Annotated in this window: 14 protein-coding genes; 10 read left to right on the top strand and 4 right to left on the bottom strand. The window is 64.9% G+C overall.

From position 1 onward, the window contains the following. Nucleotides 1–162: 162 nt before the first annotated feature. Together ptsP and prfA are read left to right on the top strand one after the other, a co-directional pair. Nucleotides 163–2,430, top strand: coding sequence for a phosphoenolpyruvate--protein phosphotransferase (gene ptsP / locus BRA1417_RS0106495; RefSeq protein WP_027515135.1), 2,268 nt, complete (start codon nucleotides 163–165; stop codon nucleotides 2,428–2,430). A 57-nt stretch (nucleotides 2,431–2,487) separates the two neighbouring features. Next, on the top strand, nucleotides 2,488–3,573 hold the full coding sequence (prfA, locus tag BRA1417_RS0106490; protein ID WP_027515134.1) for a peptide chain release factor 1: 1,086 nt from the start codon (nucleotides 2,488–2,490) through the stop codon (nucleotides 3,571–3,573). A 15-nt stretch (nucleotides 3,574–3,588) separates the two neighbouring features. Here prfA and BRA1417_RS0106485 read toward each other — a convergent pair whose 3' ends face one another. Beyond that, entirely contained in the window at nucleotides 3,589–4,071 is a 483-nt protein-coding gene (locus tag BRA1417_RS0106485) for a MarR family winged helix-turn-helix transcriptional regulator (protein WP_027515133.1), read from the bottom strand. A 112-nt stretch (nucleotides 4,072–4,183) separates the two neighbouring features. Further along, complete coding sequence (locus BRA1417_RS0106480; RefSeq protein WP_027515132.1) at nucleotides 4,184–4,801, bottom strand: hypothetical protein; 618 nt, start codon at nucleotides 4,799–4,801, stop codon at nucleotides 4,184–4,186. Nucleotides 4,802–5,051: 250 nt separating this feature from the next. Here BRA1417_RS0106480 and BRA1417_RS0106475 point away from each other — a divergent pair, with 250 nt between their 5' ends. The 4 genes from BRA1417_RS0106475 (at nucleotide 5,052) to BRA1417_RS0106460 (ending at nucleotide 9,915) form a co-directional block, all read left to right on the top strand. After that, nucleotides 5,052–6,386 (top strand): substrate-binding protein, encoded by a 1,335-nt coding sequence (locus tag BRA1417_RS0106475; RefSeq protein WP_027515131.1) that lies wholly within the window; start codon nucleotides 5,052–5,054, stop codon nucleotides 6,384–6,386. Nucleotides 6,387–6,485: 99 nt separating this feature from the next. Beyond that, nucleotides 6,486–7,361: a branched-chain amino acid ABC transporter permease gene (locus tag BRA1417_RS0106470; protein WP_027515130.1), complete on the top strand. Its 876-nt coding sequence runs from the start codon at nucleotides 6,486–6,488 to the stop codon at nucleotides 7,359–7,361. An 11-nt stretch (nucleotides 7,362–7,372) separates the two neighbouring features. Beyond that, nucleotides 7,373–9,220 carry an ATP-binding cassette domain-containing protein gene (locus BRA1417_RS0106465; protein ID WP_027515129.1) on the top strand — a complete coding sequence of 616 codons (1,848 nt, stop codon included), beginning with the start codon at nucleotides 7,373–7,375 and terminating at the stop codon, nucleotides 9,218–9,220. Continuing rightward, nucleotides 9,217–9,915: an ABC transporter ATP-binding protein gene (locus tag BRA1417_RS0106460; RefSeq protein WP_027515128.1), complete on the top strand. Its 699-nt coding sequence runs from the start codon at nucleotides 9,217–9,219 to the stop codon at nucleotides 9,913–9,915. Before BRA1417_RS0106465 ends, BRA1417_RS0106460 begins: the two co-directional genes overlap by 4 nt. On the opposite strand, the gene BRA1417_RS0106455 is transcribed toward BRA1417_RS0106460, so the two are convergent. Then, on the bottom strand, nucleotides 9,912–10,331 hold the full coding sequence (locus tag BRA1417_RS0106455; RefSeq protein WP_027515127.1) for an HIT family protein: 420 nt from the start codon (nucleotides 10,329–10,331) through the stop codon (nucleotides 9,912–9,914). The genes BRA1417_RS0106460 and BRA1417_RS0106455 overlap by 4 nt on opposite strands. Nucleotides 10,332–10,420: 89 nt before the next feature. Here BRA1417_RS0106455 and prmC point away from each other — a divergent pair, with 89 nt between their 5' ends. After that, complete coding sequence (gene prmC / locus BRA1417_RS0106450; RefSeq protein WP_027515126.1) at nucleotides 10,421–11,317, top strand: peptide chain release factor N(5)-glutamine methyltransferase; 897 nt, start codon at nucleotides 10,421–10,423, stop codon at nucleotides 11,315–11,317. Nucleotides 11,318–11,779: 462 nt separating this feature from the next. Next, entirely contained in the window at nucleotides 11,780–12,565 is a 786-nt protein-coding gene (locus BRA1417_RS0106445) for a DUF4167 domain-containing protein (RefSeq protein ID WP_027515125.1), read from the top strand. 71 nt (nucleotides 12,566–12,636) lie between these two features. On the opposite strand, the gene BRA1417_RS0106440 is transcribed toward BRA1417_RS0106445, so the two are convergent. Then, complete coding sequence (locus tag BRA1417_RS0106440; protein WP_027515124.1) at nucleotides 12,637–13,383, bottom strand: class I SAM-dependent methyltransferase; 747 nt, start codon at nucleotides 13,381–13,383, stop codon at nucleotides 12,637–12,639. A gap of 108 nt (nucleotides 13,384–13,491) precedes the next feature. Between BRA1417_RS0106440 and gloB the strand changes: the two genes are divergently transcribed. Further along, complete coding sequence (gene gloB, locus BRA1417_RS0106435; RefSeq protein ID WP_027515123.1) at nucleotides 13,492–14,259, top strand: hydroxyacylglutathione hydrolase; 768 nt, start codon at nucleotides 13,492–13,494, stop codon at nucleotides 14,257–14,259. Between the two features lie 37 nt (nucleotides 14,260–14,296). Further along, nucleotides 14,297–14,719 carry a cupin domain-containing protein gene (locus tag BRA1417_RS0106430; protein WP_027515122.1) on the top strand — a complete coding sequence of 141 codons (423 nt, stop codon included), beginning with the start codon at nucleotides 14,297–14,299 and terminating at the stop codon, nucleotides 14,717–14,719. Nucleotides 14,720–14,746 lie beyond the last annotated feature (27 nt).

Below are 14,746 nucleotides of genomic sequence, written 5' to 3'. Positions count from 1 at the left end.
GGGTGGGCTGCCAGAAACTGTGCCCCAGTTGAGGCGGTGCTGATTCGGCCCAGGCAACCGCCGGGGCTGGCGACGGACGAGCAAATTTGTTGTTTTTCTGGATTTCTGGGCGAGCCGCCGCGGGTCCTTTCGGCCCCGGCAGACGGAGGAGATTGACGGTTCATGCGGAGCGCGTCGGGAGGTCCCCGCGTCTTGTTGAGACGGCTCCGCGAAACCATGGCGGAGCAGGTCTCGGCCCAGGAGCGGCTCGACAAGATCGTGGTGCTGATCGCGGCCAACATGGTGGCCGAGGTGTGCTCGGTCTATGTGCTGCGCGTCGACAACACGCTCGAGCTCTATGCCACTGAAGGCCTCAACCGCGAGGCGGTGCACCACACCGTGCTCAGCGCCCATGAGGGCCTTGTCGGCCTGGTCGCCAGCGAGGCAACCCCGCTCAACCTGAGCGATGCGCAGAGCCATCCGGCCTTCTCGTTCCGCCCGGAGACCGGCGAAGAGATCTACCACTCCTTCCTCGGCGTGCCGATCCTGCGGGCCGGCAACACGCTCGGCGTGCTGGTGGTGCAGAACCGCGCCAAGCGCAACTATGTCGAGGAGGAGCTCGAGGCGCTTCAGACCACCGCGATGGTGCTGGCGGAGCTGATCGCCTCCGGCGAGCTGTCTGCGCTGGCCCAGCCGGGCCATGAGCCCGCGGCGCGCCATTCGTCGCAGAAGGTCGGCGCCATCCTGTCGGAAGGCATCGCGCTCGGCCATGTCGTGCTGCACGAGCCGCGCGTCGTCATCAAGGACTACATCGCCGAGGACTTGCCGAAGGAGATCAAGCGGCTCGACACCGCGCTCGCCAAGCTGCGCGCCGATCTCGACCGCATGCTGGAGCGCGGCGACGTCGCGGAAGGCGGCGAGCATCGCGAGGTGCTGGAAGCCTACCGCATGTTCGCCAACGACCAGGGCTGGTCGCACAAGCTGCACGAGGCGGTCGCCACCGGCCTCACGGCGGAAGCTGCCGTCGAGCGTGTGCAATCCGACACCCGCGCGCGCATGCTGCGCTCGACCGATCCCTATTTGCGTGACCGGCTGCATGATCTCGAGGATCTCGGCTATCGCCTGATGCGGCAGCTGGTCGGCCAGGATCACGCGCCGTCACGCGAACAATTGCCCGACAATGCCATCGTCATCGCGCGCGCGATGGGCCCGGCGGCGCTGCTCGACTACGACCGCAAGCGCCTGCGCGGCATCATATTGGAGGAAGGCACCGCCAATTCCCACGTCTCGATCGTGGCGCGCGCGCTCGGCATTCCCGCGGTCGGCGAAGTCCCGAACGCGCCTGGTATCGCCGATCCCGGCGACGCCGTCATCGTCGACGGCACCTCCGGCATGATCTATGTGCGCCCATCGCAGGAGGTCGAAGCGGCCTTCGCAGAGCGCGTGCGCTTCCGCGCCCGCCGCCAAGCGCAGTATCTGGCGTTGCGCGACCTGCCCTGCGTCACCAAAGACGGCCAGAAGGTCGAGCTGATGATCAATGCGGGTCTCGCGATCGACCTGCCGCATATCGAAGACACCGGCAGCGCCGGCATCGGCCTGTTCCGCACCGAGCTGCAATTCATGGTCGGCCAGAGCCTGCCGCGCACCAGCGACCAGCTCGCGCTCTACCGCACCGTGCTGGATGCCGCCGGTACGAAGCCCGTCACCTTCCGCACCCTCGACATCGGCGGCGACAAGGCGCTGCCTTATATGGAAGCGGTGATCGAGGAGAATCCCGCGCTCGGATGGCGCGCGATCCGGCTCGGGCTCGACCGTCCCGGCCTGTTGCGCGGCCAGATCCGCGCACTGCTGCGCGCCGGCGGCGGCCGCGCGCTGCGCATCATGTTCCCGATGATCTCGGAGGTGGGTGAATTCGATTCGGCGAAGGCGCTGGTCGAACGCGAGCTGACCTATCTGCGCCAGCACGGCCACACGTTGCCTGAAAGAATCGACATCGGCACCATGGTCGAGGTGCCGGCGCTGCTCTACCAGCTCGACGAGCTCCTGAAGAAGGTCGACTTCATCTCGGTCGGCTCCAACGATCTGTTCCAGTTCTTGTTCGCGGTCGACCGCGGCAACGCTAAAGTTTCGGAGCGCTTCGACACCATGTCGGCGCCGATCCTGCGCGCGCTGCGCGACATCGCAAGCAAGACGCAAGCCGCGAAGAAATCGCTGTCGCTCTGCGGCGAGATGGCGTCGAAGCCGATCGGCGCGCTGGCGCTGATCGCGATGGGCTATCGCTCGCTGTCGCTCTCTGCCACCGCGCTCGGCCCGGTCAAAGCGATGGTGATCGATCTCGACGCCAAGAAAGCCGAAGCGATGCTCGGCCCGTTGCTGGACGCGCCCGCCGGCAGCGTCTCGATCCGGCAGAAGCTGACGGAATTTGCCGAGGCCGAAGGCCTGGCGTTGTAGCGGGCCTGTCGCCCCTTCCCGCCGCCTCGCCCTTTCCCGCATTTTGAGCCTGAACCGATGTCGTCACTCCCCGAAGCCAAACTGGACGTCCTGCTCGCGCATCACGCCTCGCTGGAGGCCGAATCGCTCGGTCAGCTCGCTTCCGAACGCTATGTGCAGATCACGCGTGAGCTCGCCGAGCTCACGCCGCTGATCGAAGCGGTCAAGACCTATCGTTCGGCCGCCAAGGAGCTCGCCGACACCGAGGCACTGATCGCCGATCCCGCGACCGATGCGGAGATGCGCGCCATGGCGGAAGCCGAGCGCGGCGAGCTGACGCAGAAGATCGAGGAGCTGGTCCAGAAGATCCGCGTCGCGCTGCTGCCGAAGGACGCGATGGACGACCGCAACGTGGTGCTGGAAATCCGCGCCGGCACCGGCGGCGACGAGGCTTCGCTGTTCGCCGGCGATTTGTTCCGGATGTACGAGCGCTTCGCGGCCCTGCAGGGCTGGAAGGTCGAGGTGATCTCGGCCAGCGAAGGCAGCGTCGGCGGCTATAAGGAAATCATCGCGGAGGTGCAGGGCCGCGGCGCGTTCTCGAAGCTGAAATTCGAGTCCGGCGTGCACCGGGTGCAGCGCGTGCCGGACACCGAGACGCAGGGGCGCATCCACACATCCGCCGCCACCGTCGCGGTGATGCCCGAGGTAGAGGAGGTCGACGTCGAGATCCGGAACGATGATTTGCGGATCGAGACCATGCGCGCCGGAGGCGCCGGCGGCCAGCACGTCAACAAGACGGAATCGGCGATCCGCATCACCCACATCCCGACCGGCATCGTGGTGATGATGCAGGACAGCCGCTCGCAGCACAAGAATCGCGCGTCCGCCATGAACATCCTGCGCTCGCGCATCTACGACGCGGAGCAGCAACGCCTCGACGCGGCGCGCTCGGCCGAGCGCAAGGAGAAGGTCGGCTCCGGCGACCGCAGCGAGCGCATCCGCACCTATAATTTTCCGCAGGGACGCGTCACCGATCACCGCATCAATTTGACGCTCTACAAGCTGCCGCAGGTGATGGCGGGCGAAGCGCTGGGCGAACTGACCGACGCGCTGACCACCGAGCATCAGGCCGCGCAGCTCGCCGCTCAGGGCGCGGCGGCGTGAGGATCTGACCTCGCGTCAGGCCCCGCTGGAGGCGCGGAACGACTTCAGGAGCCGACTCAATGCCGGGCTCGCGGCGCGGCGGAGTTCCTCGAGGTTCTTCCGGGAAAGCGCCTGGAGCTTCTGCTCACCCTTTTTCGTCAGCTTGAGATGCACGCGTCTGGCGTCTTCTGGGTCGGCAATGCGGCTGACCAGCCCGAGTTTCGCGAGGCGGTTGATCAGTTCCACAGCGGAGTGATGCCGGATCAGCAGAAATCGGGCGACATCACCGACTGTCGCGGGACCCGGACGCACAAAGCCCTTGATTCCAAGCAGCGCTTGGTGCTGCGTCGGCGTCAGTCCCTGCTGTGCTGCGGCTGCCTCGCTGAACGCCAGAAAGCTTCGGATCTGGTAGCGGAACTGCGCCAGCCCAGCATAGTCGGAGTCGCGCATTGTGTGGCCGCGTGAAGGCCCCGCAGGCTTCGCCGCCGTGGACGGCTGCGCCTTCTTCGCCCGAACCATGCCGTGCCCCTCCGTTCTTGCCACTCGGCAACGCGGGCAGCCCAGCCAAAGTAGCAAGCAGCAGCGCGGGGACCAACCAGCGGGAACTCCGGATACACAGCTATCCGTCGATCTATTCGAAGCTGGACAGCAGGATCTTCACCAGGATGACCTGGAACGCGATCGGGATGCGGACGCTTTTCCGCCGGATCGAGCGCTGCAGCGCGCCGGCAATCTCGGAGCTGGTCAAGGTACCGGCGGATGCATTGGTAATCATCTCCGCCCACATCTGCGACAGCGAGCCGCCGGGTGGGATCACCGGCTTGATCGTCACGCCGCAGCCCTGCGCCCAGTCGATGATCTCCCTCATCGTGTGAGGACCGCAATTGCGCGCGGTGGCGAGGCGTTCAGCTGTCAGAGCAAGCAGCAATTCGCGCGAGGGCGACCAATTCCCCTTCGGCGGTTGCTCGGCAGTGAGCTCGACCGCGAGTTCCTTGAGGACGTTCTGGGCGCGCACGCTCAGCTTCTGCATCGGACCGGGTGCGCGCTTCGCCTGAACGGGGCCGACGAGGGGCCCGCGCCGGCCGGCCGGCCAGGTGCGCGGATCGGGGATGCGCGAGGCATCGCCGGACTGCGGTGTCGCCCGCTGCCCGTTCGCCTCTTCCACCGGCCACGCCGCCTCCTGCCGCTCCGCACCTTGCGGCCACGACCGTCGCTTCCGGGTACCCGCCACTGTCGTCTGCCGCGCCATTTCTCTCGCCGAACCCGCCAGCCTCGTACTCACAAAGGCTAATATATATCGTGATGCGATATGTTTTCACGAGATAATTTTCGGCGTTCGACCAAAGACGAAATTGACAGAAGGTGTTCACAAGCAATGCTTACGTCCAAGAGCTACACGCGGATGTGACGTGCCCGGCGCGGGCAGGCCCTAGAGGTCGGCTGCCGCCGGACAGGTCGTGCTTTGCCTGCAAAAAGAACGATGTTCGGAGGAAACGATCATGACTGACAATCTCATCCGCCGCGGCCTCTCGCGCCGTGGCCTGCTTCAGACCACCGCGGGCCTCATCGGCGGCTCGATGCTGCCGGCGATGCCGGCGTTTGCCGAGGACAAGCCGGCGATCGGCTCCTACCCCGCGGGAGTCTCGGGTTCTACCGCCTTCATCGGCATCTCGGTGCCGCGCACCGGCACCTATGCCGTGCAGGGTGAAGACGAGCTCAAGGGCTATCAGCTCGCGATCGAGCACATCAATGAAGGCCACGAGCTGATCAAGAAGATCTCGCCCAAGACCAGCAAGGGCGTGCTCGGCAAGGAGCTGAAGTTCGGCGTCGCCGATTCCGCGGCCAAGCCGAACGAGGCGGTGCAGGCGCAGCAGCGCTTCATCAGCGAGAACAAGGCGATCATGATCACCGGCGGCACATCGAGCGCCGTTGCGGTCGCGCTGAACAAACTCGCCCAGCGCGAACATGTGATTTTCGTATGTGGCATTTCCGGCTCGAACGACACCACTGGCAAGGATTGCGTTCGCTACGGCTTTCGCCAGAACTTCTACGGCCAGACTGCGGCTGCAGCGATCGGCCCGGTGATGGTACGTGAGTTCGGCAAGGGCAAGAAGGCGGCGTATCTCACGCCTGATTACACCTACGGCCACACCGTCACCAAATCCATGCAGGATTTCCTCGCAACAGCGGGCTGGACGACGACCACCAACCAGGTGGCGCCCCTCGGCGCACCCGACTACTCCTCCTATCTGCTGAACGTCGCCAATTCGGGCGCCGACGTGCTGATCAACGTCAACTGGGGCCACGACGCGGTACTGTCGACGCAACAGGCCAAGCAGTTCGGCGTGCTCGACAAGATGAAGCTGGTCGTCCCCTACCAGGTGCCTTTCATCGCGCGCGAGACCGGCGGCCTGATGCAGGGCGTCTACGCCGCCACCGATTATTGGTGGACCATCGAAGACAAATTCCCGCTCGCCAAGATGTTCAACGAAGCCTTCGAGAAGAAGTACGGCTACAAGCCGGAATGGGGCGCGGAGAACGCCTATGTCAGTTTCGCGCATTGGGCGCACATGTGCGAGCAGGCCGGCAGCTTCAGCCCGCCCGACGTGATCAAGGCCTACGAGAAGGGCGAGACGATCCCCTCGCTGGTCGGCGACGTCCATTACCGTCCCGAGGATCACCAATGCGTCCGGCCGGTGATCATCGTCAAGGGCAAGCAGCAGAAGGACATGAAGAACAAGGAAGACTGGTACGACGTCGTCGAGATCGTGCCGGGTGAAGGCCTGATGCAGAAGCCGGACGCCTTCGGCTGCCATCTCGGCGACTACAGCTGAGATCTCGCCAACTCCTGTGACGCCGCGGACTGCACTCCGGTCCCGCGGCGTCGCCCTTTTCTGACGCGCAACATCGCGCGCCACAACAGCGATTGTCGCATGATGAGTTGGCCCAACCTCGTTTCACAGCTTTTCAACGGGCTCGCGCTCGGCGCCCTGCTCGCGCTGATCAGCTCCGGCCTGACCATCATCTACGGCACGCTCGGCGTGCTCAACCTCGCACACGGCGCGATGTTCATGATCGGCGGCTATGCCGGCTTCGTCGCTTATCAATACACGGAGTCCTTCATCCTTGCGGTGATCGCGGGCTCGCTGTTCGTGATGCTGCTCGGCGTTCTCATGGAACGCGTCATCATCCGCCATTTCTATCACCGCCCGCACGAGGATCAGCTGCTCGTGACCTTCGGGCTCGGCATCTGTTTCGTCGAGCTCGTGCGCCTGATCTTCTCGAGCCAGTCGCAGCTGGTGCCACCGCCGGCCCTGTTCCGGGGCATCACCAATCTCGGCTTCATGTTCTATCCGACCTACCGCCTCGCCGTCGTCGGCATCGTTGCGGTCGCCCTCGGCGCACTCTTCATCGTCCTCTACCGGACCCGGCTGGGCATGATTGTGCGCGCCGGCATCGAGGATTCGGTGATGGTCGATTCGCTCGGCATCAATGTCTATCGCGTCTTCATGGTGGTGTTCGGCATCGGCGCAATGGCCGCCGGCTTTGCCGGCATCGTCAATGCGCCGGTGGTGTCGCTGACACCGGGCATCGGTGACGACATCCTGGTCCAGACCTTCGTGGTGGTGGTGATCGGCGGCGTCGGCTCGTTCCCCGGCGCAATTCTCGGCGGCCTGATCGCCGGCGAGATCATCAGCGTCACCTCCATGTTCAACCCCGGCTATGCCTATGTGATGCTGTTTGCGGCGATGACGCTCGTACTCGTGGTACGACCGCATGGCCTGCTCGGCGTCCAGGGCCGCGAGTAAGCGATCACCTGATGCTCAAGCAACGCCCCTTCCTGATCGAAGCCCTGACTGCAATCGGCTTGATCGCAGCCCCCTTCGTGCTGCCTCATCTCGGCTTCGCGCCGAACACCGTGAACAGGATCCTGGTCTGGGGCCTGTTCGGGCTCGGCTTCGACATCCTGTTCGGCTTCACCGGCCTGCTCTCGTTCGGCCAATCCGCCTTCTACGGCACCGGCGGCTTCGTCGCCGCCTACCTGCTGACCCGCGCGGGCTTCGGCAACGTGCTGGGCGCGCTGATCATCGGCATGATCGCGGCGGCCGCGACCGGCTATCTGATCGGCCTGATCGCATTGCGCCGCACCGGCATCTATTTCGCGATGATCACCGTGGCGATCGCGGAGGTGTTCTTCTTCGTCGAGTTCAATCCACTTTCCGATTTCACCGGCGGCGAGAACGGCCTGCCCGGCGTGCCGACACCGAGCTTCAATCTCGGCTTCACCACCATCCACTTCACCAATGGCTGGTCGCTCTATCAGTTCATCGCGTTGTGCTACTTCGTCGGCGTCGTCATCGCCCTCAGGATCGTGCGTTCGCCGGTCGGCGCAATTCTGAGTGCGATCCGCGACAATCCGTTACGCGCCACTGCGGTCGGCCACAACATCCATGGCTACAAGCTGACCGCCTTCGTAATCGCAGCCGCTTACGCGGGCTTCGCCGGCGGACTGCTCGGCGTGCTCCAGGCCTTCATGCCGCCCGACGCCTTCACCTTCGACACGTCGGGCCAGCTCGTGATGCAGACGGCCATCGGCGGCAGGGGCACGTTGTTCGGACCGCTGGTCGGCGCAACCGTTTGGCTCTTCCTTCAGGACTTCCTCCAGTCCGCGCTCGGGCTCGGTGCGGCCTGGAAGCTGGTGCTGGGTGTGGTGTTCGTGCTGCTGGTCTGCTTCCTGCGCGGCGGCATCATCGGCGGTCTTGCCGATCTCTACCGCCTCGTCTCGGGAAAGCGAAAGCAGACGGATGCGGAGATGGAGCAGGAGGCCACTGACGCCGGGGCCACGCTGCAACCCCCACCGGCGCCGATGCAGGCCAAGGAGGTCGCGCATCCCGCCTATTCCGGGCCGATCTTGAAAGCCACCGGCCTGACCAAGCGCTATGGCGGCCTCGTCGCCAACAGCGACATCGATTTCAGCGTCAATCAAGGCGAGCTGCGCGGGATCATCGGCCCCAACGGCGCCGGCAAATCGACCTTCTTCAAGATGCTGACCTGCGAGATCGCGCCGAGCTCCGGCCAGATCGTGTTCGAGGGGCGCGACATCACGGGATTGAAGGTCACCGAGGTCTGCCAGCTCGGCCTCACCAAGAGCTATCAGGTCAACCAGCTCTTCACCGGATTGACGGTGCGTCAGAACCTGACGATCGCAGCGCTGGCCGAGCTGCGCGGGAAATTCCGGCTCGACCTATTCCGCAAGCTCTCCAGCGTCCAAGGCCTGACGGAGCAGGTGGCGCACACGCTCGCTTTGGTGAACCTGACTCGTCGTGCCGACACGCCCGTGTCCGAGCTCGCCTATGGCGAGAAGCGCAGGCTCGAAATCGGGCTCGCACTCGCCACCTCGCCGCGCCTGCTGCTGCTCGACGAGCCGCTCGCCGGCATGAGCCCGCGAGAGCGTGTCGAGACCGTCAAGCTGCTCAAATCGATCGCGCGAGGGCGCACCATGATCATCATCGACCACGACATGGATTCGCTGTTCGAGCTGGTCGAACGCGTAACGGTGCTCCAGGAAGGCAAGGTGCTGCTCGACGGCACGCCGGAGGAAATCAAGGCCAACGCCGCCGTGCAGGAAGCCTATCTCGGCGGAGTTCACGGAGAGATCGCCGCATGAGCCTGATCGAGGTCAACGGCCTGAACAGCTATTACGGGGACTCCCACATCCTGTTCGACGTCGCCATGCACGTCGCGCGTCACGAAGTGGTGGCGCTGCTCGGCCGCAACGGCGCCGGCAAGAGCACGACCCTGAAGAGCCTGATGGGCGTCGTGACGCCGCGTAGCGGCAGCGTGAAGTTCGACGGCATTGATATCGCCGGGCGAAAGAGCCACAGAATCGCCCAGGCCGGCATGCAGCTCGTGCACGAGGAGCGCCGCATTTTCGGCAGCCTGTCGGTGGAGGAAAACATCGTCCTCGCCGGCATCACCGCACCGAAACGCTGGCCGCTCGATCGGATCTACGAAATGTTTCCGCGGCTGAAGGAGCGGCGCAACAACCGCGGCACCGAGCTCTCCGGCGGCGAGCAGCAGATGCTCGCGATCGCACGGGCGTTGGTGCGCGACCCCAAGATCGTGCTGCTGGACGAGCCGTTCGAGGGGCTCGCGCCCGTCATCGTTCACGATCTCGTCAAGGCCTGCCGCGAGCTCGCCGCCGCCGGCCAGACCATCGTGCTGGTCGAGCAGAATTTGGCGGCGACGCTGGCGCTGGCGACGCGGATCTACATCATCAACAACGGACACATCGTGCACGAGGGGCCGGCGCGGGAGCTCAAGGCCCAGCCGGAGCTGCTCCAGCGCTATCTCGGCGTCTAGAGAGCGGCGATCATTCGCCTGGCGTGAGCGGCGAGCACCGTCATGTCCTCCTTGCGCGTCTGCGCCGGCAGCAGCTCGATTCCGGCCCTGACCGGCATGACGTGCATGTGCAGGTGAAAGACCACCTGGCCGCTGGCCGGCTCGCTGAACTGCTGAAGGATGATGCCCTCGGCGTCGAACGCCTTCATCGCGGCAATCGCGATCCGCTTGGCGGTTCGGGCGACCGCGGCGAGGTCGTCATCCGCGATGTCGAGGATGCCGCGCGCCGGCGCCCGGGGAACGACCAGCGTGTGCCCGGGCGAGCGCGGCATGATATCGAGGAAGGCGAGACTACGGTCGTCCCTGAAAACCTCGAAGCAGGGGATCTCGCCACGCAGGATCTTTGCGAAGACGTTCTGATCGTCGTAGGGCGTCATGGACCCTCCTTCATTGCGGGGCGCAATCTGACGCGCTCCTTTCCGTTGACGCAAGCAAGCCGCCCGGCCTATCCACGATGCCAGGCAGGATGGTTCCATTGGCGACAGATTTCGATCCCGGACATAACATCGAGAGTGCGCGGCGCGCGCTTGCAGCAAGGCTGCAATCGGCCGGCATCGAGCAGCCCGCTCTCGATGCGCGCCTGCTCGTCGGGGCTGCGCTGAGGCTTGATTTGACCGGCATGGTGACGCAGGCGGCCCGGCAACTCGCACCCGAAGAGGCTGCGCGGCTGGAAGCATATGCGCAGCGCCGGCTCGCGCATGAGCCGGTCGCCCGCATTCTGGGCTCTCGGGAATTCTGGGGCCTGCCGTTTCAGCTATCCGAGGCGACCCTGGTGCCGCGTCCCGATACCGAGACAGTGGTCGAGCTCGCGCTCGAAATCTTTCGTGGGCTCACGGGATCGGGACAGCGCCCGCGCATCGCCGATATCGGTACCGGCTCCGGCGCCATCCTGCTCGCATTCCTGCACGAAATTCCCGGCGCCTTCGGCGTCGGCACCGATCTCAGTCTGACCGCGCTCAGGACCGCGAGAGACAACGCCGCGGCTCTGGGCCTCGCCGACCGCGCCAGCTTCGTCGCCTGCTCCTACGCAACGGCGCTCCGCGGCCCGTTCGACCTCATCGTGTCGAACCCGCCCTACATCCCGTCGGCCGAAATTCCGAAACTCGACATCGAGGTACGCGAGCATGATCCGCATCTGGCGCTCGACGGCGGCAATGACGGTTACGACGCCTATCGCGCCCTGATCCCGCAGGCGGCTGAACGTCTCGCCCCCGGCGGAGCACTGATCGTCGAGGCCGGACAGGGCCAGGCCCGAAATATTGAAACCTTGATGATTGCTGCCGCGTTGGTCGTGGACAGGCCGCCCAAGGCCGATCTGGCGGGCATCCCGCGGGCGGTTTCGGCCCGGAAAATGCCCTCATAAAAGCCGGATTGGGCTGCAAAAAACCTCTTGGAATATCCCTTGGGAACGACTACCTTCCGATCAACACATCGGTGCCGGCCCCGTAGACTTACGGGCGAAAGCCGGGCTCTCGGGCGAGAGCTTACTGATAAAGGTTCCAAGCCGCAGGTCCTGTTGAGCGCGATGGCCATTTGAGCTGCGCTGCTTACCGACCGCAACGTGAACGAAAGCCTGATATTGCGCTTGAAGACTTACGCAACAAAGCAGGGCTTGTTTCGGCAGGCGATATGAATGGGTTCGCTGGCGATGGATGCTGGCGGTGGGGAACGCGTCTTTTGTTGAACGCGACGGTCGACGAACATCGGCAGGGATCAATCCGCTCTTGCGTGCGGTTGCGCGCAAGCGATGTGAACCGCTGTCATCAGGTCACTCTCGGCAATCAGTAATGCGTGCAACCTTTAGGGCTGGAATTAAAGGCAGGACATGAGAAACGGTCAGAACAAGCAGCGGATGCGCAACCGCAATAATAACAATAACAACAATAATAACCGGCGCGGCCAGAACCCGATGACCCGGGTTTACGAGTCCAACGGACCCGACATCAAGATCCGCGGCACGGCTTCGCATATTGCTGAAAAATATCTCCAGCTCGCGCGCGACGCGCGCTCCTCCGGAGACCCTGTTGCGGCCGAGAACTACTACCAGCATGCCGAGCATTATTTTCGCCTGATCGCGACGGCTCAGGAACAGTTCCGGCAGAACCAGCAGCCACGCGGCGACGAGCCCATCAGCAACAGCAGCGACGACGGCGAGGACGACGGCGAGAATTTCTCGAACTTCGGCCAGGAGCCGGGTTTTGTCCCACAGCCGCCACCACCGCCGTTCACCCGCGACCGCGACGGCCCGCGCGATCATCAGCCGCGTGATCATCAGCCGCGCGACAACCACTATCAGCGCGACAACCAGCAGCCGCGCGAGCATCGCGAACGCGACCATCGTCCGCAGCCGCAATATCAGCCCCAGCCCCAACCGCTCCCGCTGAACCAGCCCCAGCCCGTCGTCGCCGACGCCGTCAGCGTCGATCGCCTGCCCTCTTTCATCACCGGTCCGCAGCCGCAGGTGAGCGGTGGCGCACCCGGCCAGGCCGGCTTCGAAGGTGGTGGTGGTGGCGAGCGCTTTCCGCGGCGGCGGCGCCGCCCGAATGGCCCGCGCCCCGAGCGCGAAGCCGCTCCGGCCGCCTCGAGCGACGAAGTGGCCCCCGGCGAGTAAACCTTTCGCCGGACATCCTGCGCCAGATACCCTAACCTGAATCGTCCCGGCCTGTCCGGGACGGTTTGTTTTTAGCTGCGCGTCGCGGTCGTCGAGGACGGTACCAGCACCGGCTTCGCCAGTGAGGGAATCAGCCGCGCCCGTTCGCGCTTGGCGGGGATCGCGCGGTAGACTTGCTTGGTCGCCTCGACGATGTGCACGCCGGCAAAAGGCAGCGACAGCGCCGCGCCGGCGCGCTCCCACATCTGCGCGGATTTCAGCACCCAGCCGCCGGCATAGGGCGGCATGAACAGCGCCTCGCCCCAGGCGGTCGGGGTGAACCAGGTCTGGCGCAACAGGTCGGTGATCTGCGAGCGCGAATAGGGCCGGCCGTGACCGAACGGCGTGCTGTCGGTGCGGGTCCACACCCCGCGCCGGTTCGGGATCACCGCAATTACGCGACCGGACGGCGACAGCACGCGCCATGCCTCGCGCAGCAGCGCGGCCGGATCGTCCGACATTTCCAGTGCGTGGACCAGCAGGATGCGATCCACCGCGGCGTCGGGAAGCGGCAGCGAGAACTCGTCCACCAGCGAGGCGAGCGCCGGCCGTCCCGTCGGCCATTTCAGGACGCCCTGGGCCGACGGCATGAAGGCGATGCAGCGCTCCGCGTCCTCGCGGAACAACCCCAGATACGGCGTGGGATAGCCGAAGCCGAGCACCCTCTGGCCATCGACGCGCGGCCAGCGCTCCCGAATACCGCGATTGATCATTTGCCGCGCCACAATCCCGAGGCGACGGGAGTAGAACTCGCGGAGGTCGACGACATCAATGGTCATGATCGCAATGTAACATGCACGCGGTGGCTCCCGCGCGCGGAATATTGCATTGCCTGCGCAACGTTAACGCCATATTTGTCTGACGGAGCTGAGCGCGATGGAGATGACATGGCCGCCGAAATTCGTACTTTCACCTGTTTAAACGACAATTTCGGTTATCTGATCCACGATGTGGAAACCAAGGCGACGGCGTCGATCGACGCGCCGGAGGCCGGCCCCATCGTGAGGGCGCTCGAGCGCGAGGGCTGGCAGCTCACCGACATCCTGATCACCCATCATCATGGCGATCATGTCGGCGGGGTCGCCGAACTCAAGCAGAAATACAATTGCCGCGTCGTCGCGCCGCATGACAAGACCACCAAAATCGCGGACGTCGACCTGCGTGTCGCCAATGCCGAAATCGTCAAGGTCGGCAGCTTGTTGGGGCGCGTGCTGGAGACGCCCGGCCACACGCTCGACCACATCTCCTACGTGTTCGACACCGAGAAAGCGCTGTTCGCCGCCGACACGCTATTCTCGATCGGCTGCGGCCGCGTGTTCGAGGGCACCTATCCGATGATGTGGGATTCGCTTCTGAAGCTGCGTGCCCTGCCCGACGACTTCAAGCTCTATTGCGGCCATGAATACACGGCGTCCAACGTCAAGTTCGCGCTGACCGTCGACCCCGACAATGCGGCGCTGCAGGCGCGCGCGGCCGAGGTGGCGAGGCTGCGGGCCGAGAACAAGCCGACCATTCCCTCGCTGCTTGGTGACGAGAAGCGGACAAACGTGTTCCTGCGCGCCGATGAACCGTCGATCGCAGCCAGGCTGCACATGAAGGGCGCGGATGCCACCGCGGTGTTCGGCGAGCTGCGCGAGCGCAAGAACAAGTCTTGAAGAGCAAGTCCTGAAGATCAAATCCTGACGGGAATCGATGCCGACCGCAGCCGAGATCATCGCGCGCCTTGAACTCCGACCGCATCCCGAAGGCGGGCACTATCGCGAGACGTTTCGCGATCAGACCACCGACACCAACGGCCGCGCGCGCTCGACCCTGATCTACTTCCTGCTGGCGCGCGGCGAGCGTTCGCACTGGCACCGCATCGATGCTGTCGAGAGCTGGCACTATTACGCCGGCAGCCCGCTCACGCTGCGCATCGCCCATGACGGCTGCTCTCAGCACGAGGTGCGGCTCGGCTCGGACCTGTTGAACGGCGAGCGGCCACAGGCGATCGTGCCGGCGGATGCCTGGCAGACGGCAGAGACCACCGGCGAGTGGACCCTGGTCGGCTGCACCGTGGCGCCAGCATTCGAGTTCGCCAAGTTCGAGCTCGCGCCGAAGGGCTGGGAGCCCTAAGGCCCGTCGCTTCGGCTTGCACCGGCA

It is taken from the genome of Bradyrhizobium sp. WSM1417 (assembly GCF_000515415.1).
GTDB lineage: Bacteria > Pseudomonadota > Alphaproteobacteria > Rhizobiales > Xanthobacteraceae > Bradyrhizobium.
The sequence above is the reverse complement of the archived record's forward strand: the minus strand, read 5'-3'. Positions and strand labels throughout refer to the sequence as shown.